This is a genomic window from Roseivivax sp. THAF197b, assembly GCF_009363255.1.
Classification (GTDB): domain Bacteria; phylum Pseudomonadota; class Alphaproteobacteria; order Rhodobacterales; family Rhodobacteraceae; genus Roseivivax.
This window is the reverse complement of record NZ_CP045318.1, coordinates 1,174,951-1,198,295: the sequence shown is the minus strand read 5'-3', so window position 1 is coordinate 1,198,295 and position 23,345 is coordinate 1,174,951. Positions and strand designations below refer to the sequence as shown.

The 23,345-nt window shown below is 63.6% G+C and carries 22 protein-coding genes and 1 pseudogene; 6 read left to right on the top strand and 17 right to left on the bottom strand.

Features of this window, described 5'->3' with window-relative positions; all coding sequences use genetic code 11:
- Positions 1-76: 76 nt before the first annotated feature.
- On the bottom strand, positions 77-346 hold the full coding sequence (locus FIV09_RS06045; protein WP_152449150.1) for a DksA/TraR family C4-type zinc finger protein: 270 nt from the start codon (positions 344-346) through the stop codon (positions 77-79).
- A 100-nt stretch (positions 347-446) separates the two neighbouring features.
- Between FIV09_RS06045 and FIV09_RS06040 the strand changes: the two genes are divergently transcribed.
- Positions 447-977, top strand: coding sequence for a glutathione peroxidase (locus FIV09_RS06040; RefSeq protein ID WP_152449149.1), 531 nt, complete (start codon positions 447-449; stop codon positions 975-977).
- Here FIV09_RS06040 and FIV09_RS06035 read toward each other — a convergent pair.
- The 7 genes from FIV09_RS06035 to FIV09_RS06005 form a co-directional block, all read right to left on the bottom strand.
- Complete coding sequence (locus FIV09_RS06035) at positions 958-1,203, bottom strand: YdcH family protein (RefSeq protein WP_152449148.1); 246 nt, start codon at positions 1,201-1,203, stop codon at positions 958-960. The genes FIV09_RS06040 and FIV09_RS06035 overlap by 20 nt on opposite strands.
- A gap of 121 nt (positions 1,204-1,324) precedes the next feature.
- Positions 1,325-2,965 (bottom strand): choline dehydrogenase, encoded by a 1,641-nt coding sequence (gene betA / locus FIV09_RS06030; protein ID WP_152449147.1) that lies wholly within the window; start codon positions 2,963-2,965, stop codon positions 1,325-1,327.
- A 241-nt stretch (positions 2,966-3,206) separates the two neighbouring features.
- Positions 3,207-4,676: a betaine-aldehyde dehydrogenase gene (gene betB, locus FIV09_RS06025; protein WP_371417753.1), complete on the bottom strand. Its 1,470-nt coding sequence runs from the start codon at positions 4,674-4,676 to the stop codon at positions 3,207-3,209.
- On the bottom strand, positions 4,673-6,181 hold the full coding sequence (gene betC / locus FIV09_RS06020) for a choline-sulfatase (RefSeq protein WP_152449146.1): 1,509 nt from the start codon (positions 6,179-6,181) through the stop codon (positions 4,673-4,675). The genes betB and betC overlap by 4 nt, the downstream gene beginning before the upstream one ends.
- 144 nt (positions 6,182-6,325) lie before the next feature.
- Positions 6,326-6,523, bottom strand: coding sequence for a hypothetical protein (locus tag FIV09_RS06015; protein ID WP_152449145.1), 198 nt, complete (start codon positions 6,521-6,523; stop codon positions 6,326-6,328).
- A gap of 125 nt (positions 6,524-6,648) precedes the next feature.
- Entirely contained in the window at positions 6,649-7,551 is a 903-nt protein-coding gene (locus FIV09_RS06010) for a DMT family transporter (RefSeq protein WP_254702317.1), read from the bottom strand.
- Between the two features lie 43 nt (positions 7,552-7,594).
- On the bottom strand, positions 7,595-8,188 hold the full coding sequence (locus FIV09_RS06005) for a LysE/ArgO family amino acid transporter (RefSeq protein WP_152449144.1): 594 nt from the start codon (positions 8,186-8,188) through the stop codon (positions 7,595-7,597).
- A 118-nt stretch (positions 8,189-8,306) separates the two neighbouring features.
- Here FIV09_RS06005 and FIV09_RS06000 point away from each other — a divergent pair, with 118 nt between their 5' ends.
- Positions 8,307-9,047 (top strand): YebC/PmpR family DNA-binding transcriptional regulator, encoded by a 741-nt coding sequence (locus tag FIV09_RS06000; protein ID WP_152449143.1) that lies wholly within the window; start codon positions 8,307-8,309, stop codon positions 9,045-9,047.
- A 405-nt stretch (positions 9,048-9,452) separates the two neighbouring features.
- Here the strand turns inward: FIV09_RS06000 and FIV09_RS05995 are convergent, their stop codons facing one another.
- The 9 genes and pseudogenes from FIV09_RS05995 to FIV09_RS05960 form a co-directional block, all read right to left on the bottom strand.
- Complete coding sequence (locus FIV09_RS05995; RefSeq protein ID WP_254702453.1) at positions 9,453-9,740, bottom strand: asparaginase domain-containing protein; 288 nt, start codon at positions 9,738-9,740, stop codon at positions 9,453-9,455.
- The gene (locus FIV09_RS20540) at positions 9,707-9,949 is read right to left on the bottom strand and encodes a hypothetical protein (RefSeq protein ID WP_216646966.1); all 243 of its coding nucleotides are present in this window, start codon (positions 9,947-9,949) and stop codon (positions 9,707-9,709) included. The genes FIV09_RS05995 and FIV09_RS20540 overlap by 34 nt, the downstream gene beginning before the upstream one ends.
- A gap of 21 nt (positions 9,950-9,970) precedes the next feature.
- Positions 9,971-11,131, bottom strand: coding sequence for an endolytic transglycosylase MltG (gene mltG, locus FIV09_RS05990; RefSeq protein ID WP_152449142.1), 1,161 nt, complete (start codon positions 11,129-11,131; stop codon positions 9,971-9,973).
- A 118-nt stretch (positions 11,132-11,249) separates the two neighbouring features.
- Positions 11,250-12,509, bottom strand: a complete 1,260-nt coding sequence (gene fabF, locus FIV09_RS05985) for a beta-ketoacyl-ACP synthase II (RefSeq protein WP_152449141.1) — start codon at positions 12,507-12,509, stop codon at positions 11,250-11,252.
- 184 nt (positions 12,510-12,693) lie between these two features.
- Positions 12,694-13,491, bottom strand: a complete 798-nt coding sequence (locus FIV09_RS05980; RefSeq protein ID WP_152449140.1) for a glycosyl transferase — start codon at positions 13,489-13,491, stop codon at positions 12,694-12,696.
- A 134-nt stretch (positions 13,492-13,625) separates the two neighbouring features.
- Positions 13,626-14,738, bottom strand: a complete 1,113-nt coding sequence (locus tag FIV09_RS05975; RefSeq protein ID WP_152449139.1) for a hypothetical protein — start codon at positions 14,736-14,738, stop codon at positions 13,626-13,628.
- Between the two features lie 93 nt (positions 14,739-14,831).
- Positions 14,832-15,020: pseudogene (locus FIV09_RS20740) on the bottom strand (glutathione ABC transporter ATP-binding protein GsiA); the annotation flags it as partial.
- Between the two features lie 118 nt (positions 15,021-15,138).
- Positions 15,139-15,858, bottom strand: coding sequence for a hypothetical protein (locus FIV09_RS05965; RefSeq protein WP_152449137.1), 720 nt, complete (start codon positions 15,856-15,858; stop codon positions 15,139-15,141).
- A 216-nt stretch (positions 15,859-16,074) separates the two neighbouring features.
- Positions 16,075-17,913, bottom strand: coding sequence for an ABC transporter ATP-binding protein (locus FIV09_RS05960; RefSeq protein WP_152449136.1), 1,839 nt, complete (start codon positions 17,911-17,913; stop codon positions 16,075-16,077).
- 337 nt (positions 17,914-18,250) lie between these two features.
- Here FIV09_RS05960 and FIV09_RS05955 point away from each other — a divergent pair, with 337 nt between their 5' ends.
- From FIV09_RS05955 to FIV09_RS05940, 4 genes are all read left to right on the top strand, one after another.
- Positions 18,251-19,948 carry a peptide ABC transporter substrate-binding protein gene (locus FIV09_RS05955; RefSeq protein ID WP_152449135.1) on the top strand — a complete coding sequence of 566 codons (1,698 nt, stop codon included), beginning with the start codon at positions 18,251-18,253 and terminating at the stop codon, positions 19,946-19,948.
- Positions 19,949-20,029: 81 nt separating this feature from the next.
- Positions 20,030-21,067, top strand: a complete 1,038-nt coding sequence (locus FIV09_RS05950) for an ABC transporter permease (protein WP_152449134.1) — start codon at positions 20,030-20,032, stop codon at positions 21,065-21,067.
- Positions 21,060-22,040: an ABC transporter permease gene (locus tag FIV09_RS05945; protein WP_152449133.1), complete on the top strand. Its 981-nt coding sequence runs from the start codon at positions 21,060-21,062 to the stop codon at positions 22,038-22,040. The genes FIV09_RS05950 and FIV09_RS05945 overlap by 8 nt, the downstream gene beginning before the upstream one ends.
- Positions 22,041-22,250: 210 nt before the next feature.
- Positions 22,251-23,303 (top strand): YeeE/YedE family protein, encoded by a 1,053-nt coding sequence (locus tag FIV09_RS05940; protein WP_152449132.1) that lies wholly within the window; start codon positions 22,251-22,253, stop codon positions 23,301-23,303.
- Positions 23,304-23,345: the final 42 nt, after the last annotated feature.

Sequence of the window (23,345 nt, the reverse complement as noted above, 5' to 3'; positions counted from 1 at the left end):
CAGGGAGCCAGTGGCGGTCTTACGGCCACTTCTTCAACGTCTTGTTGCAAAAAGGATTCGCCCTCGGCGCGATGGGCTACTTCAACTGGCTGTCCTTGGAGCCCCGTCGGTTGATGCCCCCGCGCGGCGCCGCACGGCCGTCTCGTTCCGACTGGCAATCGATGCATAGCTTGACACCCGGGATCGCCACGCGGCGCGCTTCGGGAATGGGCTCGTCGCATTCGGCGCAATGCGTGCGGCTCTCACCGACGGGGCCGCGCCGCGCCTTCAGCCGCGCAAGCTCGTCGCTGATCGACGCTTCGATCTGTTCGCTGACCGCGCCGTCGCGGCTCCATCCGCCTGCCATGTCCGACCCTTCCATCGGCCCCGGGATATCCGCCGACGCAGGCGTGATTTGACCGTGGCCATTCCACGCTAAAACATAGGCACACAGAGGAGAGTTTTCCATGACGCGACTGATCGCGCCCTTCGTGGCCTTGCTGCTGTCGGCCCTTCCGGTGGCCGCGCTCGATTTCAGCTTCCCCTCCATCGATGGCGGGACGGTCGAGATGTCGGACTGGGACGGCCAGCCGGTGCTTGTGGTCAATACCGCCTCGCGCTGCGCCTTCACCGGCCAGTACGATGCGTTGCAGACATTGTACGACCGGTATCGCGATCAGGGTCTCGTGGTCCTGACCGTGCCCTCGGGGGATTTCCGCCAGGAACTGGGCTCCGAGGAAGAGGTGAAGGAATTCTGCGAGGTCAATTTCGGCCTTGATCTGCCGATGACCACGATCACCTCCGTGCGCGGTGCAGCAGCGCATCCGTTCTATGCCTGGCTGCGTGCGGAAACCGGGTTTGAGCCCACATGGAACTTCAACAAGGTCCTGATCGGCCCCGATGGCGCGGTGGTCGCGACCTATGGCTCGACCACCCGCCCTCTCGCCCCCGTTCTGACGCGCGAGATCGAGGCCCTGCTCAGCCCGGCACGCGGGTAAGCGCGGCGTAAAGCTGATCCTTCAACGCCGCACGCGCCTTGCGCTTGGCCGTCTGAGTGGCATCATCCGTGGGCGATACATCCGTCTCCATGCGGTGAATCTCGCCGTTGATCGCGGCATATTCATCCGCCATCCGCGCGAAATGCGCATCCGACTGGCGCAGCTCGGCAATGCGGGCACGGTGTTCGGGGAAGTCTTCGACAAGCTGGTGGGGAACGTGAGTCATGTTGGGCTCCTGTTTGTGTCGGACCCAATCTCGGTCACATGCCCCCACCCCTTCCTTGACCGGGATCAATCCGCGCCGCGTATCGCGAAAAAAGACCGGGCGCTGGGGCCCGGTCCGGTCTTCATCGTTGCGCGGTCTGCCAGTCTGGATGCAGCCAGGGTTCCGCGTTCTCCGGCGGCAGGTAACGGCCCAGAACGTGATCCGCGATCTTCTCGCCGACCATGATCGAGGGGCCGTTCAGATTGCCGTTGGTGATGCGCGGAAAGATCGAGCTGTCGGCAACGCGCAGACCCTCCACGCCGATCACGCGACCCTGCGGATCGACCACCGCATGGCGGTCATCCGCGCGCCCCATCCGGCAGGTGCCGCAGGGGTGATAGGCGCTTTCCGCATGCTCGCGCACGAAATCATCCAGCGCCGCGTCGCTCTGCACCGCCTCGCCCGGCTGGATCTCGAAATCCGCATAGGGCTTGAACGCGTCCTGCGCGAAGATCTCCCGCGTGAGGCGGATTGCGCGGCGGAACTCGGCCCAGTCGTCCTCGTGGCTCATATAGTTGAACGCGATCTTGGGCGCGTCTTCGGGATCTGCCGAACGCAGCGTCACCGCCCCGCGCGATTTCGACCGCATCGGTCCCACATGCGCCTGGAAGCCATGCCCCTCGGCCGCGGCCTTGCCGTCGTAGCGCACGGCGAGCGGCAAGAAATGGTATTGGATATCGGGGTAATCCACGCCCGCCTCCGAGCGGATGAAGGCCGCGCTTTCGAACTGGTTCGAGGCCCCAGGCCCGGTCTTCGTGAAAAGCCAGCGCGCCCCTACATAGGCCTTGCCCAGAAGGTTCCAGTACTTGAAGAGGCTGACGGGCTGTTTCGCGGCCATCTGGATGTAAAGCTCCAGGTGGTCCTGCAGGTTCTGCCCGACACCCGGCCGATCCGCGACCACGTCGATGCCATGCTCGGCCAGATGCGCGGCAGGGCCAATCCCCGACTGCATCAGCAGCTTCGGCGAATTGAGCGAGGACGCCGCGACGATCACCTCCCGGCCCGCGCGCACGATCTCCGTCCCGTTCGGGAAGCGCACTTCCACGCCGGTTGCCCGGCCATCTTCCATCACGATCCGGCGTGCGAGCCCGCGCACCAACTCCGCCCCCAGCTTCTGCGCCGGGCGCAGATAGGCATGGGCCGCCGACCAGCGCACTCCGCGATGGATCGTGGCCTCCATCGGCCCGAAACCTTCCTGCTTCTCGCCGTTGTAATCGTCGGTGGTCTCGTAGCCCGCCTGGCGCCCCGCCTCCACGAAGGCCTGCGTCAGCGGGTTGTCGCGCGGCCCGCGCGTGACATGGAGCGGCCCGTCCGTGCCGCGCCAGCCCGCCTGTCCGCCATGCGACGTCTCCAGGCGCTTGAAATAGGGCAGCACGTCGGCATAGCCCCAGCCATCGGCGCCCTGATCGCGCCAATGGTCGAAATCCTTCGCATGGCCGCGCACATAGACCATCCCGTTGATCGAGGAGGACCCGCCGATCACCTTGCCGCGCGGCGTGGCCAGACGGCGTCCGCCGAGATGCGGCTCGGGTTCGGACGCGTAACCCCAGTCGTACATCTTCATGTTCATCGGGTAGCTGAGCGCCCCCGGCATCTGGATGAACGGCCCGCCATCCCAGCCGCCTTCCTCGATCACGATCACCGACCGGCCCGCCTCGGCCAGACGGTAGGCCATGGCGCAGCCCGCACTGCCCGCGCCAACGATCACGTATTCCGCTTGCATCTCACGCTCCTTCGCGTGGCTCCGGGGCGGGTCAAGGATGGCCCTTCAGGGCCACCGCGGCTTGGCCGCGGCCTGTCCTTGAGGCGCGCCGGAGCCACCTCACACTTGTCATGGCGCCTTGAGGGCAGACCTGCCCCTCAAGCGCCTCCCCAGCAAATATCCGAAATCCCCCGCCCGCGCGGCCCGCGGGATCGCAGGTCGCAATCCCTGCGAGGACGCCCGCGAGGGCGGAGGAGCAGCCTCAGAACGGCGCCTCCACCCGGCCCATGCGCACATAGACCGACTTCACCTGCGAATAATGCTCGATGGCGGCCTTGGCGTTCTCGCGCCCCACACCCGACATCTTCACGCCGCCAAAGGGCATTTCCACCGGCGCATCGTTGTAGGAATTGATGAAACAGGTCCCGGCCTGCAATTCCCCGATCACCCGGTGCGCGCGCGAAATATCGCGGGTGAAGACACCCGCCGACAGCCCGAAGGGCGTATCATTGGCCCGCGCGATGCCCTCTTCCTCGGTCTCGAATTCGAAGACCGATAGCACGGGCCCGAAGATCTCCTCGCGCGCAATGGTCATCTCGTCGGTTACCCCGTCGAAGATCGCGGGCGTCAGCCAGAAGCCGTCCTGGTCAAGCCGCTTGCCGCCCGTGACCAGCCGCGCGCCTTCGGCCACGCCTTTCTCAAGGTAGCCCTGCACGATCTCCATCTGCCTCTGGCTCACCATCGGCCCGAAATTCGTGGCCTCGTCCAAGGGATCGCCGATCACCGCGCCTTCCAACCGCTCCTGCAGCCGTTCGACGAAACGATCCTTCAGCCCCTTCTGCACAAAGACGCGGGTGCCGTTCGAACAGATCTGCCCCGAGGAATAGAAATTCCCCAGGATTGCGCCGCCCACCGCATCGTCGAGATCGGCATCGTTGAAGACCAGCATCGGCGATTTGCCGCCGAGCTCCATGGTGACGTGCTTCAGCTCACCGGCGGCCGCCGCATAGACCTTCTGCCCTGTCGGCACGGATCCTGTCAGCGACACCTTGTCGATGCCGGGATGGGTCGAGAGCGCGGCGCCCACGGGCCCCATGCCCTGCAGCACCTGGAACAGCCCGTCGGGCAATCCCGCCTCGGTCAGGATCTCGGCCACCTTGAGCGCGCAAAGCGGCGTGGTCTCGGACGGTTTGAAGATCATCGCGTTGCCGCAGGCGAGCGCCGGTGCGGCCTTCCAGCAGGCGATCTGCGTGGGGTAGTTCCACGCGCCGATGCCTGCGCAAACCCCCAGCGGCTCACGCATTGTATAGGCCCAATCCTCACCCAGCGGGATATGCTCACCGGTCAGCCCCGCCGCGATGCCCCCGAAATACTCGAGCGCATCGGCACCGGAGGTCGCATCGGCCACCAGCGTCTCCTGCAACGGTTTGCCGGTATCGTAGGTTTCCAGAACCGACAGCGGGCGGTTGCGCTCGCGCATGATCTGCGCGGCGCGCGTCAGGATGCGGCCGCGCTCGCGCGGGCTCACCTTGGCCCATTCGGCCTGCGCGCGCCTGGCTGCCGCGACAGCCTTCTCGATCAAACCATCGGTCGCCTGATGCACGCGCCCGATCACTGCGCCCGTCGCGGGATAGATGACCTCGATCACCTCGCCCGCGTCATCTTCGAGATAGGCGCCATCGACGTAATGGCTGGCTTTGGGTTGCGTGTCGTACTCGATGTCCATCGTCATTCTCCTCTCGGGAAACGCTGGTTGGTTTCAACCTCGTTGAGGTCCATGTGATTGCGCATGTAGCGATCCGACGCGTCGCGCAGCGGCTGGAAATCCCACGGGTAATAGCCACCCTGCCGCAGCGCCTCGTAGACGACCCAGCGGCGGGCCTGGCTTTTCCGCACCTCGGCATCGAAGGACTCCAGATCCCAGCGCGCGGCGGCTTCCAGCCGGAAAGCCTCCAGCGTCGCGGCATGGGCCGGATCCTCGGCGAGATTGGTCAATTCATGCGGATCGGCGTCGAGATCGAAAAGCTGCTCGGGATCGAGTGCGCAGTTGGTGTATTTCCACCGCCCCTGCCGGAGGGCCACAAGCGGCGAGTAGGAGGCTTCGGCGGCATATTCCATCGCCACGGGGCTCTTGCGCGCCCCACCCTGCCCCAGCCGCACGAGGCTTTCCCCGGTCGTCCAGGGCATCACCTCGGCCATGGAGACACCGGCCAGATCGCAAAGCGTGGGGCACAGATCGATGGTCGATACGGGCGTTTCCACAAGACCCGGCGCCATATTCGGCGCCGCGATCATCAGCGGCACCCTTGCCGAGCCCTCGTAGAAGCTCATCTTGAACCAGAGGCCCCGCTCGCCCAGCATGTCGCCGTGATCCGAGACGAAGACCACGATGGCCTCCTGCCGCGTACGCTCGAGCACGTCGAGGATGCCGCCGATCTTGTCGTCGAGGTAGGAGATATTGGCAAAATACGCCCGCCGCGACCGGCGGATATCGTCCTCGGAAATCTCGAAACTGCGCCAATCGTTGGCGTCGAAGATGCGCTGCGAATGGGGATCGTGATCGGCATAATCCATCGCGGGAACGTCCGGCTCCAGATGGGCGCAATCCGCGTAAAGGTCCCAGTATTTGCGCCGCGCCACGTAAGGATCATGCGGATGGGTGAAGCTGACGGTCAGCATCCACGGCCGCGCATCCTGTCCGCGCGCCAGATCGTAGAGCTTCTGCTCCGCCTCGAAGGCGACCGCGTCGTCATATTCCATCTGGTTCGAGATCTCGGCCACGCCCGCGCCGGTCACGGATCCCAGATTGTGATACCACCAGTCGATCCGCTCACCGGGTTTGCGGTAATCCGGCGTCCAGCCGAAATCTGCGGGGTAGATGTCCGTGGTCAGGCGGCTCTCGAAGCCGTGGAGCTGATCCGGCCCAACGAAATGCATCTTGCCCGAGAGGCAGGTCTGGTACCCCGCACGGCGCAGGTGATGCGCATAGGTCGGGATGGACGACGCGAACTCGGCCGCGTTGTCATAGACGCCCGTCTCCGAGGGCAATTGCCCCGACATGAAGGCCGCCCGCCCCGGCGCGCAGAGCGGCGAGGCCGTGTAGGCATTGGCAAAACGGGTCGAGCGCGCAGCCAGCGCGGCAAGATTGGGCGTATGGAGCCAATCCACCGGGCCGTCCGGAAACAGCGTTCCGTTCAGCTGGTCGACCATGACGACAAGGATGTTGGGCCGGTTCATCGCATTTCCTCGGTTGGTGACCCAGAGGTAATGCGCACTGATTGACTCGTCAATCAATATCCCGAAAGAGCGCAGGCCAGACATGAAAACGCCCGGCAGCCAATGGCTCCGGGCGTCAGCGTTCAGCGATATTCATATACTCGATCAGGCCTCAATCATTCCCAGAACGCTCATCTGCGGCAGGCGGGCCACTTCGTAGCCATGATCCGTCCGACGCAGATTGTAGCCGTAGCCGCGCATGCGGAACCGCCATTCCGTGTCGGACAACACCTTTGCGCGCTCACCCAGAGCGAAGCTGGCGACATCGTCGAAATTCTCGGTCAATTGGTTGTTAGCGAACATATCTTGCACTCCGTTACACCGTTTTTCGGACCTCTTCGGGTCTGTGATCTCACCTTTCCGCGCAATTGGGGCAGGATCGTGCCGCCCCTGTGATCATTTCTGGAATGGAAACAGTTAAGGCTTGGTCAATGCTTCGTTGCGTGAAACGCAGGTGTGACCCGGCGGCGGTTGGCGCGCGCCTCCCGCCAGGTCATGAAGCTGACGGCCACGATGATCAGGGTCCCGCCCGCGATCACGAAAGGATCGGGCGGCTCGCCGAAAAAGGCCGCACCGATCAGAACGGACCAGACAAGCTGCAGGAAGATCACCGGCTGTGTCACGGTGACGGGGGCTGCCGCGAAGGCCCGCGTCATCGTGTAGTGCCCCGCCGTGGCGAAGAAGGCGACGGCGAAGAGGATGCCGAACTCCCAAAGCGTGGGCCAGACCCAGCCCACGAGCGCGAAGGGAAAGAGCACCAGTGTCACGCTCACCGACAGCATCGCCACCACGACCGATGCCGACACCTCGTCCGACAGGATCTTGGCCAGAAGATAGCCCCCCGCGAAGGTCAGCGCCGTCACCATCATCGCAAAATGCCCCGGATCGAGCACGCGCATGCCGGGCCGCAGGATGATGAGCGCACCGAGCAGGGCCGCCACGATGGCCAGGATGCGCGGCGCGCGGATCCGCTCGCCCAGAAAGAGCACGGCCAGTACGCTCACGAAGACGGGGTTGAGGTAATTCATCGCCGTCACCTCGGCGATGGGAATGCGCGTCATGGCAAAGAACCAGCAGATCACGCCCAGCCCGTGCATCAGCCCGCGGATGGAAAACAACGTCCATTGCCGTCGGCTGAGCCGTGCCGCCACCAGCACGCGCCAGACCGGGATCAGGAATACAAGCCCGAGGAGATAGCGGAGAAACGCGCTTTCGGTGGGCGGTATGCGGGTCCCCAGCGCTTTGACGAGCGCCGTGACCATCACGAAGCAGATCCCGGTCACGACCATCCAAAGGATGCCCTGAAGCGGGCGCTGCATGCTGTCCGTCATGGCGCCATCAAGCGCGGGACGCGGCGGGATTGCAAGGGGCCGCTCAGCCAAGAAGAAGCGAGACCGCGATTGCATACATCGTCAGTCCCACGAGCGCATCGAGCACCTGCCACGCCCGCGGCCGCGCGAAAAGCGGCGCCAGGGCCCGCGCCCCGTATCCGAGCGAGAAGAAGAAGACGAAAGACGCGGTCATCGCGCCCAGGGCAAAGCGCAGCGCGCTGGGATATTGCGCCGATATCCCGCCCAGAAGCACCACCGTGTCGAGATAGACATGCGGGTTGAGCCATGTGAGCGCGAGACAGGTCACGATGGAGCCCTGCAGCGACGGCGCCGCCTGCCCCGCCTCGAGCGCCGTGCCACCCCGCCAAGCCGCGATCAGCGCGCGGCTCCCGTACCAGAACAGAAACGCCGCCCCGAAAAGCCGCATCGCATTCTCGAGCCAGGGCAGCCGCTCCACCAGCGCGCCGAAGCCCGCGACCCCGCCCGCGATCAGCACCGCATCCGAGACAGCACAGGTCAGAACCACCGGCAGCACATGCAGACGCATCAGCCCCTGCCGCAGAACGAAAGCGTTCTGCGCGCCGATGGCCAGGATCAGGGAAAAGCCGAGCGTGAAGCCCGCAAGGATCGATTGCATGCCTCCTCATGGCCCGGCGCGCCCGTATCTGCAAGGACCGCGCCGCACGGGCTTGCCCCCGCCCCGCCTCCTCCCCTATATGAGCCTCGACTTTCAGACAGACGTGAGTGAGGCAAACATGGCCGGCCATTCCAAATGGGCGAATATCCAGCATCGTAAGGGACGCCAGGACGCCGCGCGCTCCAAGCTCTTCTCGAAGCTGTCCAAGGAAATCACCGTCGCCGCCAAGATGGGCGATCCGGACCCCGAGAAGAACCCGCGCCTCAGGCTCGCGGTGAAGGAAGCCAAGTCGCAATCGGTGCCGAAGGACGTGATCGAGCGTGCGATCAAGAAGGCCACCGGCGGCGACAGCGAAGCCTATGAGGAAATCCGCTACGAAGGCTACGGGCCGAACGGCGTCGCGGTGATCGTCGAGGCGATGACCGACAACCGCAACCGCACCGCTTCGAACGTGCGCTCCACGTTTTCGAAGAATGGCGGCAATATGGGCGAGACGGGCTCCGTGGGTTTCATGTTCGACCGCAAGGGCGAAGTGATCTACCCGGCCTCCGTGGGCGATGCGGACACCGTGATGATGGCCGCGATCGAGGCAGGCGCCGAGGACGTGGAAAGCTCCGAGGACGGTCACGTGATCTGGTGCGCCGATACGGATCTCAACGAGGTCTCGACCGCACTCGAGGCCGAGCTGGGCGAGTCCGAGACCACGCGCCTCGTCTGGAAACCCTCCACCACGACCGAGCTTGACCTCGATGGCATGCAATCGCTGATGAAGCTCGTGGACGCGCTCGAGGATGACGACGACGTGCAGCGCGTGACGACGAATTTCGAAGCCTCCGACGAGGTCATGGCCCAGCTCTGAGCCGCCCCCTCTCCATCCGCGCGTCCCACCTCTGGCGGTTCTGCGCAGCACGATGTCACGACCGGACCATAAATACCTCCGGGGAGCGCGAGGGGCCGGCCCCTCGCTCCTGCCCCCGCCACGGCATCGAAGGGTGATCTCAAAATTCCGACCGCGTCACTCGAGGCCTCGGTCAGCCGCCTGTGTCGCCGTCCGGATACCGACACCAGCGTTTAAAGACATGACGATTGAGGGAGCGAGGGGCCCTGCCCCTCGGTCGCCATTGTCTCTCGGACCAATGGCGCGACAATGACGACCCCGGAGATATTTATAGTCCGGTCGTGACAGGGTGTGGCGCCTAAGCGACGGTGTGGAACGCGCAGGCGAGGAGGTTTTGTGGCGCGTCCTGAAATCAGACGCCGCGCTTCAGATGTCGAAGCGGCCCTGATCCACGTTCTTGTCGAGCCGCGCCGCCGGGAAGACCCGGCCGTTCATCACGCCCCAGACCCCCGGCTCCAGGATCTGTGCCGCGACGATTGCGGCGCCGAGATTGAACTCGCCATCCGAGGCATAAAGCGAAAAGGGCCGCATCGCGCCTGTCAGCACCACGCACTTGTCCGTGTCGCCCAATTCCGCGGCGAGATAACGCGCCGTCTGCCCCATCGTACCGGTGCCATGTGTCAGCACAATTGAAGGCTCGGGTGCGGCACGCACCGCCTCCGCGATGGCGGCCCGATCCGCATCGTCGAAATAAAGCGAATCTTCAGCATCAGCTTTTCGACCACCGGGAAATGGCAGCGCCCGATGCGCAGCATCTCCGGCAGATGCGTAGCGCCGTCGGGCGAAAAGGACAGCCCTTCGCTCGCCGGATCGTGGACCTTGTCGATGGTCCCGCCCGTCACGATCACGCGCAGCTCTTTCATCCCGGCGATCCTTTCGCGGCTTTACTGATTGGCGCGCTCGGCCTCGAGACGCCGGTAGGCGGCGACATTCTCGTTATGCTCGGCCAGGGTCTGCGCGAAGAGATGCCCGTCGGACGGATCGAGCGTCTTGGCCACGAAGAAGAGGTACTCGGTCTCGTCGGGATTCAGTGCCGCCTCGATCGAGGCCCGGCCCGGATTGGCGATGGGTGTCGGCGGCAGCCCGTCGATGACATAGGTGTTGTAGGGCGTCTCCGCGCGCAGCTCCGACTGGCGGATGCCACGGCCCAGCGTGCCCTCGCCGCCCGTGATGCCGTAGATCACCGTCGGGTCGGTCTGAAGGCGCATGCCCTGCCGCAGGCGGTTGATGAAGACGGAGGCCACTTGCGGACGTTCCTCTGCGCCGCCCGTTTCCTTCTCGATGATCGAGGCGAGGATCAGCGCCTCGGTCGGGCTTTCCAGCGGCAGGTCGTCGTCACGATTGGCCCAGGCATCGGCAAGGATGATGTCCTGCGCGCGGCGCATCCGCTCGATCAGGCTTGCGCGGGTATCGCCCTCGGCGACCTCATAGCTGTCGGGCGCGAGCGATCCCTCCGCCGGGACCTCGACCTCGCCCTGCAACACATCGACGGATTTCAACTCCTCGATGACCTGCCAGCTTGTCACACCCTCGGCCAGGGTCACGCGGTAGCGGGTGTCGGCCCGGGCGCGCACGTCCTGGTAGGCTTGCGGCGCCTCTTCGGCGGCAGGGTTGAATTCCGCGATCTCCACGAAGCGGCCCGTGGCCGGATCCAGTTCGCGCACTTCCACCTCGGCCGCGGTGACACCGATGCGGTAGACCACTTCGGTGCCGCAGGTCGAGGCGCCGCCGCGGGTCACGATGTCGACGATCTCGCGCATCGAGGCGCCTTCCGGCACCAGGTAAGAGCCCGCTTTCAGCTCCTGCGTCTTGTCGGCGTAATCCGCACCCAAGCGAAACAGCATGCCGGAGGACACCGCGCCCTGCTCGGCGAGATTGTCAGAAACCCGGGTCATGTTGGTGCCGCGCGGCACTTCGAGGCAGATGGGCTCGCCCAGGGGGCCCGCCGCCTCGTATTCCTGCTGCGCCCAGATCAGCATGCCGCCGAATAGGAAGACGACCACGACCAGGAAGGTCAGCGCGTTCGAGGCGATGTTGCGCCACATGGATATTGCCCTGCTCTTTATTGCGACAGGCGCGGCCGAGCGACCGCCCCCTTCGATCTATATGTGCCCGCCCCGGCTGCCGGAGAAAAGCCCGGGGCCGGGCATGGTCACGCGGATTTCAGCCGACCTTGGAGAAAACCACGCTGGCATTGGTGCCGCCGAAGCCGAAGGAGTTCGACAAGGCATGGGTGATCTCGCGCTCGACCTTGGCGTTGGGCGCAAGGTCCACCTTCGTCTCGACCGCGATGTTGTCGAGGTTGATCGTCGGCGGCGCCACCTGATCGCGGATCGCGAGGATCGAGAAGATCGCCTCGATCGCACCGGCAGCACCCAGAAGGTGGCCCGTGGCGGATTTGGTTGAGGACATGGTGACCTTGGAGGCCGCGTCGCCCATCATCCGTTCCACCGCGCCCAGCTCGATCACGTCAGCCATGGTCGAGGTGCCATGCGCGTTGATGTAGTCGATATCGGCAGGCTCCAGCCCGGCATTCTTCAGCGCCGCGCGCATGGACCGCTCGCCGCCCTCGCCGTCCTCGGAGGGGGCCGTGATATGGTAGGCATCGCCGGAAAGCCCGTAGCCCGCCACTTCCGCGTAGATCGTCGCACCGCGCGCGACCGCGTGCTCGTATTCCTCCAGCACCACGACGCCCGCGCCCTCGCCCATCACGAAACCGTCGCGATCCGCGTCATAGGGACGGCTCGCCTTTGCGGGATCGTCGCTGCGCTTGGTAGAAAGCGCCTTGCAGGCGTTGAAGCCCGCGATGCCGATCTCGGAAATGGCCGCCTCCGCGCCGCCCGCGATCATCACGTCGGCGTCGCCATGCTGGATGAGCCGCGAGGCGTCGCCGATGGCATGCGCGCCGGTGGAACACGCCGTCACGACCGCATGGTTCGGCCCCTTGAAGCCGTACTTGATCGACACCTGGCCCGAGATCAGGTTGATCAGCGCGCCGGGAATGAAGAACGGCGACACGCGTCGCGGCCCCTTCTCCTTGATCAGGATGGCGGTCTCGGCGATGGAGTTCAGCCCGCCGATACCCGAGCCGATCATGACGCCCGTGCGCAAACGGTCCTCTTCGCCCTCGGGCGTCCAACCCGCCATCTGCACGGCCTGCTCTGCCGCGGCGATGCCGTAGAGGATGAAGTCGTCGACCTTGCGGCGGTCCTTCACGGCCATCCACTCGTCCGGATTGAACGTGCCGTCCGACCCGTCGCCCCAGATCACCTCGCAGGCGTAATCCGTGGCGAGATGCGAGGCGTCCCACTTGGAGATCGTGCCCGCGCCCGATTTCCCCGCAAGGATGCGGCTCCAGCTTTCCTCGACCCCAGTAGCAAGCGGGGTCACGAGGCCCATTCCGGTGACGACAACGCGACGCATGAGGCGGCCCTTTTCGCTCAAATCTCTGTCAGGCCCGGCTCTTATCGCGCGGGCTGCGCTGGAGCAAGACCGGGACGGTGCCGCACCGCGGCGGGATGCCGCAAAACATAGTCTCGGCGGGATGCCGCCAAAACGGGGTTCGGCGGAAGGCCGCCAGACCACTCACCGGATAAAGCCCGGTCCTCTACGCCCAGTCCGGCCCCAGATCCGCCGCCGTCCGGTCGATCCAGTGCTCGCGCAGCCAGGGGCACGGCTTCGAGTACCGGATGAGCGAGCCGCGATAGCCGTCGATCGCCTCATCCATCTTGGGATGGCCGTGAAAACACACGACACGCGCCTCCTCGGGCAAGATGGGCGGGCGCAGGTAATTGCCCGGAAACGGATTGCAATCGTACTTGTAGGACACGACCCAATCCTCGGGGATATAGGTGAAGACACCCCGATCCATCGCCTTGTGCGAGGTGTAGCGCTGCTCGGACCCGCGGGCCTTTTCGACCTCCGCATAAGGGTTCTCCGCCAGATCGTCATAGAGAAAGCCGTGCACGCCCGGGTCATACCGGAAGACCGAGCCATGCCCGGTGGGCCGCCCCTTCCGCTTCTCGGTCCAGTCGTGGCGCATGGCGACATGGCCCGGCGCAAGCTCGAGGATCGGTTGCAGATCGCCGGTGATGACCACGTCGAGATCGAAGCCCAGCACCGGCCCGTCGAGATCCGGGATGAGCCCCTCGCGGAAGAGCGAGGTCTTGCGCATGGCCCCCTGCCGGTTGGCGACCGCAAGCGCCGCGTCCATTTCGGCCCGGAAGGGCTCTTCGGGGAGGCTCAGCACCTCGATATCGGGGTGCAGGCCGTCTGTGTGTTCGGTCATGCAGAGGAAGCGGATGGGGGTGCCGAGGTTCCGCCGCACGCCGGAATAGAGCCGGTTGACATATTCCGGCCCGAAGAGCGTGCCCCACTTGATGCAGATGATGTTGGTTCGGGTCATGGGGTGGGTGATAGCGGAGGGGGGTGGTGGGGGGAAGTAGCTACTCACCTATTCAACCGCGGAGAGGTTCTAGTCAGAGACTAGCAATACAGTGAGCCAATGATCTTCATGCCGCGCACACCAAACCTCAAATATTATGAAATTCGTAGCGATACTAAATCTTTATCCGTAAGAGTCTGAACACTAGAATTCAAACCTGACAATCTGGCCATTTCGTGAAACAAGTATGAACCAAAAGTATATATTCGAGCTACGAGGTCCAGAACATCAACCTCATCTTGCCCTTCAATTTCCACATTCCGAAAATATCTCATTGTATTATCTTCTAACGAAGCGGGCTTTACCGAACCAAACATTTCTGATGATCGAGTACCAAACGGCTCACGGTGAATGAACTTATTTCGTAAGCTTGACAGATCCTTCAACCAGCCCGAAAATTCAAAGTCTCCCTTACCGCTACTGCTTCTAATTATACACTTCGAATCAAGGAGAAACTTCAACATTGCATCATCAGGAAAACTTTCCACACTGAGAGACCTCACTAATTTCACCATAGAATCGCATTTGTTTGATATGTTGTGATTGCGTAAAGCAATAAATTTTGCCAGATAGTCCCTCGCAGCGCCAATATGAACAAAAAATGCATGGATATTTGCATATAGTAGCCGCGACTGCGTATTATCCGAACGCTCACCAGACACTCTACCGTCAAACATCCCATTGAGAAGCTGTTCGTTATAGTATGACGCCAGAGCTTCTACCGTTATATCCATACTCTCGAGGCTTAGACGAATGAAGTGGGCCAGAGCCTCAATACCCCCTCGACTATCAAATATCTTTTCCATGTCGATATCATCCGCGCACAAACGACTATCACTAAACCGTTCTTTTCGCTCTTTTAATAAATGCGATGCGATATTACCCCATAACATAACCGGTGATTCAGAGTGATTATTCTTTCCGTCCATCACTGGAATCCAAGAGGAGTAGTAACTCCCATCAATTATACCAGATTGCTGAAATCCTAACGCCCGAAACGAACTTCGACGTGCTATTGCCTGAACTTCGCCCATAGAATAGCTTCCACTTATAGCGGGCCGCCCTTCGTATAAAATCGGCCCAATATCCCAGAGACCCTTCGAAATCATAGAGGCATAAAATCCACCAGTAAAATGCAGGTAAAATCCGCTCCATGCTGGCGTCTTTCTCAACAATTCATTTCTTTTAAGACTATTTCTATTAGACACTTACACCTCATGAAATTTTTCTTGAACACGTCTTATTCGGCAGGCACAATAACAGTAACTATCTTGCATCTCTAGTTTTCAAAAACTCTCCACTCAATACCCACTCTCCGACACCAAAACCCGATGCCCCGGCCCCACCTCCTCGTACACATTCGCCACGGGCTCATACCCCACCGGGTGAATGGGTGACGGGATCGGCTTGAAGTTCAGGTCCCGCTCGGATTTGCGCCGCGCTGGGTCCGCAACCGGCACCGCGGCCAGCAGCGCCTGCATCACCCGATGATATGTGCACAGGCCGAGACCGCAAGCCAAGCGCGTCACATACCCCTCAAGAAAAACGAAAAACCGGACCGCGCTTGCGCGCGACCCGGTTTCCCTCCGAACACAGGCGGGGATGGCCTCAGAACGGAACGCGGAACGAGTCGAACAGGCTCTCGCGGTTGGCATTGCGGGAGCCGCCGAACAGCAGCGTCGCGCCCACATTCACGGAGGTGGCATTGGAGGTCTCGCCGCCAAAGCTTGCAGAGCTGCGCGACAGACCGGCGGATAGTCTCACCGGCGCATCCCCTGCCGCCACGAAGTAATTCCCCCCGACGGAGAGCGTGTTGACGTCGAGATTGTCGTCGACCCCGTCGAGGGACGCGGACAGCGAGTCGTAGTTCGCGCTCAGCTGAAGCGTCTCGGACAGGGCCACGTCGCCGCCGACACCGATCAGGGTCACGTCGACATCGTCCACGCCCTCGATATCCGCAGAGCCGAGATACCCACCGAAGGTATAGAGACCCTGCGTCATCTGGCCCTCGATCCCGTAGGTGGAGACCGTCTGATCCAGGTCCGCCGAGCCGACATCATAGATCTCGATCTCACCGAGATTGAGCGAGCCGCCGAACAGACCGACCTTGCCGCGGCCGAAATCGCCGTAGATATGCGTCGCGAAATAGCTGGTATCGAGATCGCCGTAATCATCGACATGGGTGTTGGCCGCAAATCCGTCGAGCTGGATCCCGAGACCCGCGCCGGAGACGAAGGCCGCACCGCCCTGGAGGGTTATCGTATCAGCCGCGCCGTCGAAGTCTTCGCTGGTTGCCCGGCCATAGCCGAGCCCGACTTCACCGAACACTTTTTCCTGTGCGTGCGCAAATGATGCACTGGCCGCGACAATAGCCACGGCTGTCCCGATCGTTCTCATAACTACCTCAATTATATGGTGTTTTAGTTATGTATTTGAGACTCGCATAACGGGAATCGCTTGTATAGGGCTTGCACCGTCACACGAATGAGAACCCGGTTTTGGGTTCGTGCAACGAACGCCCGCGACCCCACCGAAGGCGTTCCCTCAGTAGCCACTCTCCGACACCAGTACCCGATGCCCCGGCCCCACTTCCTCGTACACATTCGCCACAGGCTCATACCCCACCGGGTGAATGGGTGACGGGATCGGCTTGAAGTTCAGGTCCCGCTCGGATTTGCGCCGCGCGGGATCGGCAATGGGCACCGCTTTCATCAGCGCCTGCGTATAGGGGTGGCGCGGGTCCTCGAAGACCGCGCGGCGGGGGCCGATCTCGACGATCCGGCCCAGATACATCACGCCCACGTAATGCGAGACGCGCTCGACCACCGCCATGTCGTGGGAGATGAACAGGAAGGACAGCCCCATTTCGGCCTGCAGCTCCAGCATCAGGTTCAGGACCTGCGCCTGCACCGACACGTCGAGCGCCGAGACCGCCTCATCCGCGACAATCAGCTTCGGATTGAGCGCCAGCGCCCGGGCAATGGCGATCCGCTGGCGCTGCCCGCCCGACAACTCGTGCGGATAGCGCTGCATGAAGCTGCGCGGCAGCTCCACCCGGTCAAACAGGTTCGCCACCTTGTCGCGGATGCCATCCTTGGGCAGCCCCAGCCCGTCATAATTCCACAAGGGCTCCGCCACCTGATCGGCCAGCTGCATCTGCGGGTTGAGCGAGGCGAAGGGATCCTGGAAGATCATCTGCATATCGACCCGCGCGCGGCGCAGATCGCGGTCATTCAGCCCGATGATATCCGTACCATCGAGGTCGACACTGCCGGAAAGCGGCTCCACCAGCCGCAGAATGGACCGGCCCGCGGTGGATTTCCCGCAGCCCGATTCGCCCACAAGGCTCAGCGTCTGGCCGCGATTGATCGTGAAGGACAGATCCTCGACCGCGTGCACATTGGCCACCGTCCGGCGGAAGAACCCGCCCTGCACCGGAAAGCGCGTGGTCAGCCCCTCGACGCGCAACAGCGTCTCGTCCGTGCCGGGGATCGGATCGGTCGCCTGATCGTCGCGCCCCACGAGCTTCATGGGGGCTGGCGCATCCGTGCCCGCCATCTCTCCGAGCTTCGGCACCGCCGCCAGAAGCGCCTGCGTATAGGGATGCGTGGGCGCTGCGAAGATGTCGGCCACGGGCCCCTCCTCTACCTTCTCGCCCCGGAACATCACCACGACGCGGTCGGCCATCTGTGCCACCACAGCCATGTCATGCGTGATGAACATCACCGCCGTGCCGGTTTCGCGCTTAAGTCGGTCGATCAGCGCCAGGATCTCCGCCTGGATCGTCACGTCGAGCGCGGTCGTCGGCTCATCGGCAATGAGCAGCCGCGGCTTGCAGGCCAGCGCCATGGCGATCACCACCCGCTGGCGCATGCCGCCCGAAAGCTCGTGAGGATATTGCTTCAGGCGGCGTTCGGGTTCGGGAATGCGCACCTCGCGCAGAAGCTCCAGCGCACGGGCGCGGGCAGCCTTCTGGTCCATGCCACGATGCACGCGCAGCCCTTCGGTGAGCTGCCGTTCGATGGTGAAGACGGGGTTCAGCGCGGTCATCGGCTCCTGGAAGATCATGCCGATCTCGTTGCCTCGGATGGTGCGCATCAGGTCCTGCTCGGCCCCTGCCAGATCGAGCGTGCCGCCCTCCTTGCGGTCGAAAACCAGCGTTCCGCCCGCAATCGCCCCGCCCGAGAATTCAATGAGCCGCATCAGCGACAGCGAGGAGACGGACTTGCCCGATCCGCTTTCGCCCACGACGCAGACCGTCTCTCCGGGATCGATGGAGAAGGACAGATCCTTCACGCCTGCGACGGTGCCCGCCCGCGTCTGAAATTCGACCCGCAGGTTCTCGATCCGGGCAATGGGGCCCCGTGGCGCGTCATCAAGCATGGGAGCTCCTTCTTCCGGCGTCGAAATGCGAGGGTAAGAACACCGGCATGGAAGTGTCAAACCTTCCCCGCTGCGCGGCACGCGGTGACGACGGGGAAGGCGCGGGATGCATCCCGGATGAACAAGGAATGCGCGCCCCGCCCGACAGGAGCCGATTGCCGCAAGGCAAGGGTTGCAATTTCAGCGGTCTGTGGTTTCGTCGGACACTTGTGGGAAGGTCGCGGCCGCCGCGTGGCGCCCGGCCCCTCATCATCCAATGGACGGCGTGGCCGAACCGACCGCTTGCAACGATCAAACATAACGGCCGACACGACAACCAACGTGGGAGACCATCTCTATGAAACTCAAAACTCTGCTCATGGGAGCAGTGGCTGTGACCGGGCTTGCGCCCGCCGCTTTCGCGGAGCGCGCGTCAGACGGCCAGGTGAATATCATCTATTGGCAGGCGCCCTCAATCCTGAACCCGTTCCTGTCGGGCGGCACCAAGGATATCGAGGCGGCCTCGCTCGTGCTGGAGCCGCTCGCGCGCTATGACGAGACCGGCGCGCTGGTCCCCTGGCTCGCAGCCGAAGTGCCCACGCTGGCCAATGGCGGCTTCTCCGAGGACAAGACGCAGATCACCTGGACGCTGCAGGACGGGATCGTCTGGTCCGACGGCACGCCCTTCACCTCGGCGGATGTGAAATTCACCTATGATTACTGCACCGACCCCGAGGGCGGCTGCGCGCAGCTTTCCAAGTTCGAGAATATCGCGAGCGTCGAGACGCCCGACGACCTGACCGTGGTTGTGACCTTCAACAGCCCCACCTCGAACCCCTACCAGCCCTTCGTCGGCGGTCAGAGCCCGATCCTGCAGCAGGCGCAATTCGCCGATTGCATGGGCGCGAACGCCCCCTCCTGCACCGAGCAGAACTTCAATCCCATTGGCACAGGCCCCTTCACCGTGGCCGAGTTCAAGCCCAATGACGTCATCACCTTCGAGGCGAATGACAACTATCGCGATCCTGCGAAGCCTGCCTTCGCGACCGTCAATTTCAAGGGCGGTGGCGATGCGACGGCCGCAGGCCGCGCGGTGATGGAGACGGGCGAGTTCGACTATGCCTGGAACCTGCAGCTTGCGCCCGACGTGATCGCGTCCATGCAGGAAGGCGGCCAGGGCGTGCCCGTGGCAGGCTTCGGCACCGGCGTCGAGCGGATCATGCTCAATTGGACCAACCCCGACCCGTCGCTCGGCCCCGATGAGCGCGCCGTGATCGGCCCGCACCCCTATTTGCAGGAACCCGCGGTCTTCAAGGCGATGTCCATGGCCATCGACCGCACGCTTCTGTCGGAAGTGGGCTATGGCGAGGCGGGCAAGCCCACCTGTTCCTGGGTCGCAGGCCCTGAGATCTACGGCATCTCGCCCGAAGGCTGCCTGACGCAGGACATCGCGGGCGCCAATGCGATGCTCGACGAGGCGGGCTTTGTCGACAGCGATGGCGACGGCATCCGCGAGGCCAATGGCGTGCCCATGTCGCTCGTCTTCCAGACCTCGACCAACGCCGTGCGCCAGGACTTCCAGGCCCTGATCAAGCAGTGGTGGTCCGAGATCGGCATCGAAACCGAGCTGCGCAACATCGACGCGTCGGTCTTCTTCGGCGGCGATCCGGGCAGCCCGGACACGTTCCAGAAGTTCTATGCCGATGTGGAGATGTACCAGAACACCTTCGACGGCACCGATCCGCAAAGCTATTTCGGCAACGGCCTCTGCGACAAGATCCCCTCGCCCGCGACCCAATGGCAGGGCGAGAACGTGTCGCGCTTCTGCATGGAGGAATATGATGCCCTCCACGCCAAGCTGACCGAGACCGACGATCCCGATGAGCGCGTGCGCATCTCCCAGGAGCTGAACACGATGGCTTTCGAGAACGGCATGATGATCCCGCTCGTGCATCGCGGGCGCATCTCGGCGGCGTCCAACTCGCTCGGCGGCGTTGTCCTCAATGTTTGGGACAGCGAGCTGTGGAACGTCGCGGACTGGTACCGTAAGGACTGATCCGATCCACACGCGCAGGCCGGTACCGCACCGGCCTGCGCGCCAAGCCGCACTTCCGAAAGATCTGACCCGAGGCGCCGTATGCTGACATTCATCGCGAGACGATTGCTTCTCTCGATCCCGACGCTTTTGTTCATCTCTTTCGCGGTCTTCATGCTGTTGCAGCTCGCACCCGGCGATCCGATGGCGCAGGTGCCCCTGACCGTGCCCGACGCGGTGAAGGAAAAGATGCGCGAGGCCCTGGGCCTCGGCGAGCCGCCCTTGGTGCAATACTGGAAATGGCTGGTGCAGGTCTTCTGGATCGAGCCCAAGGTGCTGATCGACTACCTGACCACATCCTCGACGCTGTTTTCCTGGCTGCCCGACACAGCGCTTTATCAGGGCGAGTTGCGCGTCATTTCCTGGCAGACCCGCTCGCCGGTCATGGATATCGTCGTGCAGCGCATGCCGCAGACACTCTGGGTCGTAGGGCTGGCCTATGTGGTGGGCGTGCTGATTTCCCTGCCCATCGGCGTCTATTCCGCCTACCGGCAATATTCCGTTTTCGACCAGGCGGGCACCTTCGTGACGATGATCGGCTTTTCGATCCCGCCCTTCTTCACCGGCCCGCTTCTGATCGTGATCTTCTCCGTCGGTCTCGGTTGGTTCCCGTCGATCTACGACACCACCCACGAAGTCACCGACTGGGACAGCTTTGTGGTGCAGCTTCAGCAGATGATCATGCCGGTCATGGTGCTGGCGCTGCAGACCACGGCACAGATTTCGCGTTACATGCGCGCCTCCATGCTCGACAACCTCGGCGCGGATTACGTCCGGACCGCCCGCGCCAAGGGCCTGTCCGAGGCGGTCGTGGTCAATATCCACGTCCTGCGCAATTCGATGATCCCCGTTGTGACGGTCATCGCGCTTGGCGTTCCGGCCATTTTCGGCGGCGCAATCATCACCGAGAACGTCTTCAAGGTGAACGGGATCGGCCAGCTTCTGATCACCGCGCTCTTTGCCAATGACCTGCCCATGGTCATGACGCTGACCTTCATTTTCGCCGTGCTCATCGTGCTGTTCAACCTGATCGCCGATGTCCTTTACGGCGTGCTCGACCCGAGGATCCGCTATGACTGAGCCCGTTCCCGCAAGCCCCAAGGCCATCGAGGCGCTGCGCGACGAAGGCCCCCTCGCCCCGCCCACAAGCCAGGCCGCCGATATCTGGGCGCAGTTCAAGAAGCACAAGGGCGCCATGGTGGGCGGCGGCTTTCTGGTCTTCATCACCCTTGCGGTGATCTTCGGCCCCTATATCTGGACGCTCGATCCCCAGCGGCTCGATATCCGCAACAAGGATCTGCGGCCGATCTACACGCTTCTGTGGGACGGCACCGCCAAGACCGCCTGGGGGCATCCCTTCGGCACCGACAATCTGGGCCGGGACCAGCTCGCCCAGATGATCGCGGGCGGGCGCGCCTCGCTCGCCGTGGGCTGGGCCGCGATGGTGCTGAGCCTCGTGATCGGCGCCACGATCGGTGTGGTTGCGGGGTATTTCCGCAGGCTCGACGGGCCGCTCATGCGCCTGACGGACCTGTTTCTGTCCCTGCCCATCCTGCCGCTTCTGCTGGTCGCGGTGACGCTCTTCCGTCAACCGCTGCGCGCGAATTTCGGCGCCGAGGGCGGCATGTTCATCCTCATCGTGACGATCATCGGCATCACCTCGTGGATGCCCACGGCGCGGATCGTGCGGGGCGATGTGCTGGCGCTGAAGCAGCGCGAATTCATCCTGGCCGCGCAATCCATCGGCACGACATCGGGCAAGATCATCCGGCGCCACCTGCTGCCCAATGTCCTTTCGCCCATCATGGTCTCCGCGACGCTCGGCCTCGCCACCGCGATCATCACCGAAAGTGCGCTGTCCTTCCTGGGCGTGGGCTTCCCCTCGGACTTCCCGACATGGGGCAAGATGCTGGCCGATGCGGTCCCGCGCATGTCCGAATTTCCCGAACGGGTGATGCTGCCCGGCATCGCCATTTCGCTCACGGTACTGTCGGTGAACTACCTGGGCGACGGGCTGCGCGATGCGCTCGATCCGCGGTTGCGCGGTCGGTGAGACCGCTGAAATAAGGACAGAGACAACGACTGCGCGGTCGGCGCAGGAGCCGTGTTGCGCGCTGGACCGCTGAGCAGAACCGCGATTACGGCTTTTGCGCGCGAACCGGAATTTTGTTCTCGAAAGCGCTTCTGTTCTGACCCCCCTCCCCCTTGAACGGAGGGGAAAACCTCGGCAGATGAGACCGATTGTTCTCATCGAGGTGATCCCATGTTCGCTGATTTCGGATTCGAGACCCTGACCGCGCCGCAGGCCGCCATCTTCTTCGGTCTTGGCCTTGGCGTTCTCTTCGGCATCCTGGCCGAGATCACCCGCTTCTGCTTCCGCCGCGCGCTGGTGGGCGAGGATCGCCGCTCCGCCGCAGGTGTCTGGCTGACCGCCTTCGCCGCCGCCCTTCTTGGCACGCAGGCCGCCGTTCTGACGGGCCTTGTCAGCTTCGACGCGCATCGCTTCATGGCCGCGGATCTGCCGGTTTTGGCCATCGCCGTGGGCGGGCTCCTGTTCGGTGCCGGCATGGTGCTGACGCGCGGCTGCGTCTCGCGCCTCACGGTCCTGACCGCCAGCGGCAACCTGCGCGGGCTTTTCGTGCTCGTCCTCTTCGCCATCGTGGCCCATGCCACGCTGAAGGGCGTTCTTGCGCCGCTGCGCACCTCGCTGGGCGCCGTGACCGTCCCGCTGGGTGAGGCCGTATCGCTGGCCGCCCTGCCCGGCGGTGCCGCCCTCTGGACGGCGCTTCTGGCCATTGCCGCGCTGGCCTTCGCCGTGCGTTCCGGCACGCGTCCCGTGATGCTCGGCCTCGCGGCCCTTCTGGGCCTTCTGGTGCCCGCGGGTTGGGTCGGCACGGGCTTCGTCCTTTATGACGACTTCGATCCCGTCGCGATGGAAAGCCTGTCCTTCACAGCACCCTGGGCCGACACGCTGTTTTTCACCGTGGCCTCGACCTCGATCCCGGCGGGTTTCGGCGTGGGCCTGATCGGTGGCGTGCTGGCCGGTGCGCTGGTCTCCGCGCTGATCGCTGGCCGTTTCGCGTGGCAGAGCTTCGAAAGCCCCGCTCAAACTGGCCGCTACGGTGCAGGTGCAGCCCTGATGGGCGTGGGCGGTGTGCTGGCGGGCGGCTGCACCGTGGGCGCGGGTCTGGCCGGTGTGCCGACCCTGTCCGTCGCGGCGCTTCTGGCGCTGGGTGCCATAGCGGCAGGCGCGTTTGCCATGCAGGCGATCCTCGTCCGTGCGCCGCGTGCAGGCATCATGCATCCCGCTGAGTAAGGCGGTTCTGACGCGATTTCGAAAGGCGGGCCCTCGGGTCCG

What these genes read in the sequence shown, in the direction of transcription:
- FIV09_RS05950 (WP_152449134.1), top strand. Translation starts at nt 20,030, where the DNA reads ATGCTGACATTCATCGCGAGACGATTGCTTCTCTCGATCCCGACGCTT.
- FIV09_RS05945 (WP_152449133.1), top strand. Translation starts at nt 21,060, where the DNA reads ATGACTGAGCCCGTTCCCGCAAGCCCCAAGGCCATCGAGGCGCTGCGC.
- FIV09_RS06000 (WP_152449143.1), top strand. Translation starts at nt 8,307, where the DNA reads ATGGCCGGCCATTCCAAATGGGCGAATATCCAGCATCGTAAGGGACGC.
- FIV09_RS06035 (WP_152449148.1), bottom strand. Translation starts at nt 1,203, where the DNA reads ATGACTCACGTTCCCCACCAGCTTGTCGAAGACTTCCCCGAACACCGT.
- FIV09_RS06045 (WP_152449150.1), bottom strand. Translation starts at nt 346, where the DNA reads ATGGCAGGCGGATGGAGCCGCGACGGCGCGGTCAGCGAACAGATCGAA.
- FIV09_RS06040 (WP_152449149.1), top strand. Translation starts at nt 447, where the DNA reads ATGACGCGACTGATCGCGCCCTTCGTGGCCTTGCTGCTGTCGGCCCTT.
- FIV09_RS05960 (WP_152449136.1), bottom strand. Translation starts at nt 17,913, where the DNA reads ATGCTTGATGACGCGCCACGGGGCCCCATTGCCCGGATCGAGAACCTG.
- FIV09_RS05955 (WP_152449135.1), top strand. Translation starts at nt 18,251, where the DNA reads ATGAAACTCAAAACTCTGCTCATGGGAGCAGTGGCTGTGACCGGGCTT.
- FIV09_RS05980 (WP_152449140.1), bottom strand. Translation starts at nt 13,491, where the DNA reads ATGACCCGAACCAACATCATCTGCATCAAGTGGGGCACGCTCTTCGGG.
- FIV09_RS20540 (WP_216646966.1), bottom strand. Translation starts at nt 9,949, where the DNA reads ATGAAAGAGCTGCGCGTGATCGTGACGGGCGGGACCATCGACAAGGTC.
- FIV09_RS06015 (WP_152449145.1), bottom strand. Translation starts at nt 6,523, where the DNA reads ATGTTCGCTAACAACCAATTGACCGAGAATTTCGACGATGTCGCCAGC.
- mltG (WP_152449142.1), bottom strand. Translation starts at nt 11,131, where the DNA reads ATGTGGCGCAACATCGCCTCGAACGCGCTGACCTTCCTGGTCGTGGTC.
- betA (WP_152449147.1), bottom strand. Translation starts at nt 2,965, where the DNA reads ATGCAAGCGGAATACGTGATCGTTGGCGCGGGCAGTGCGGGCTGCGCC.
- FIV09_RS05940 (WP_152449132.1), top strand. Translation starts at nt 22,251, where the DNA reads ATGTTCGCTGATTTCGGATTCGAGACCCTGACCGCGCCGCAGGCCGCC.
- fabF (WP_152449141.1), bottom strand. Translation starts at nt 12,509, where the DNA reads ATGCGTCGCGTTGTCGTCACCGGAATGGGCCTCGTGACCCCGCTTGCT.
- betC (WP_152449146.1), bottom strand. Translation starts at nt 6,181, where the DNA reads ATGAACCGGCCCAACATCCTTGTCGTCATGGTCGACCAGCTGAACGGA.
- FIV09_RS06005 (WP_152449144.1), bottom strand. Translation starts at nt 8,188, where the DNA reads ATGCAATCGATCCTTGCGGGCTTCACGCTCGGCTTTTCCCTGATCCTG.
- FIV09_RS06010 (WP_254702317.1), bottom strand. Translation starts at nt 7,551, where the DNA reads ATGACGGACAGCATGCAGCGCCCGCTTCAGGGCATCCTTTGGATGGTC.
- betB (WP_371417753.1), bottom strand. Translation starts at nt 4,676, where the DNA reads ATGACGATGGACATCGAGTACGACACGCAACCCAAAGCCAGCCATTAC.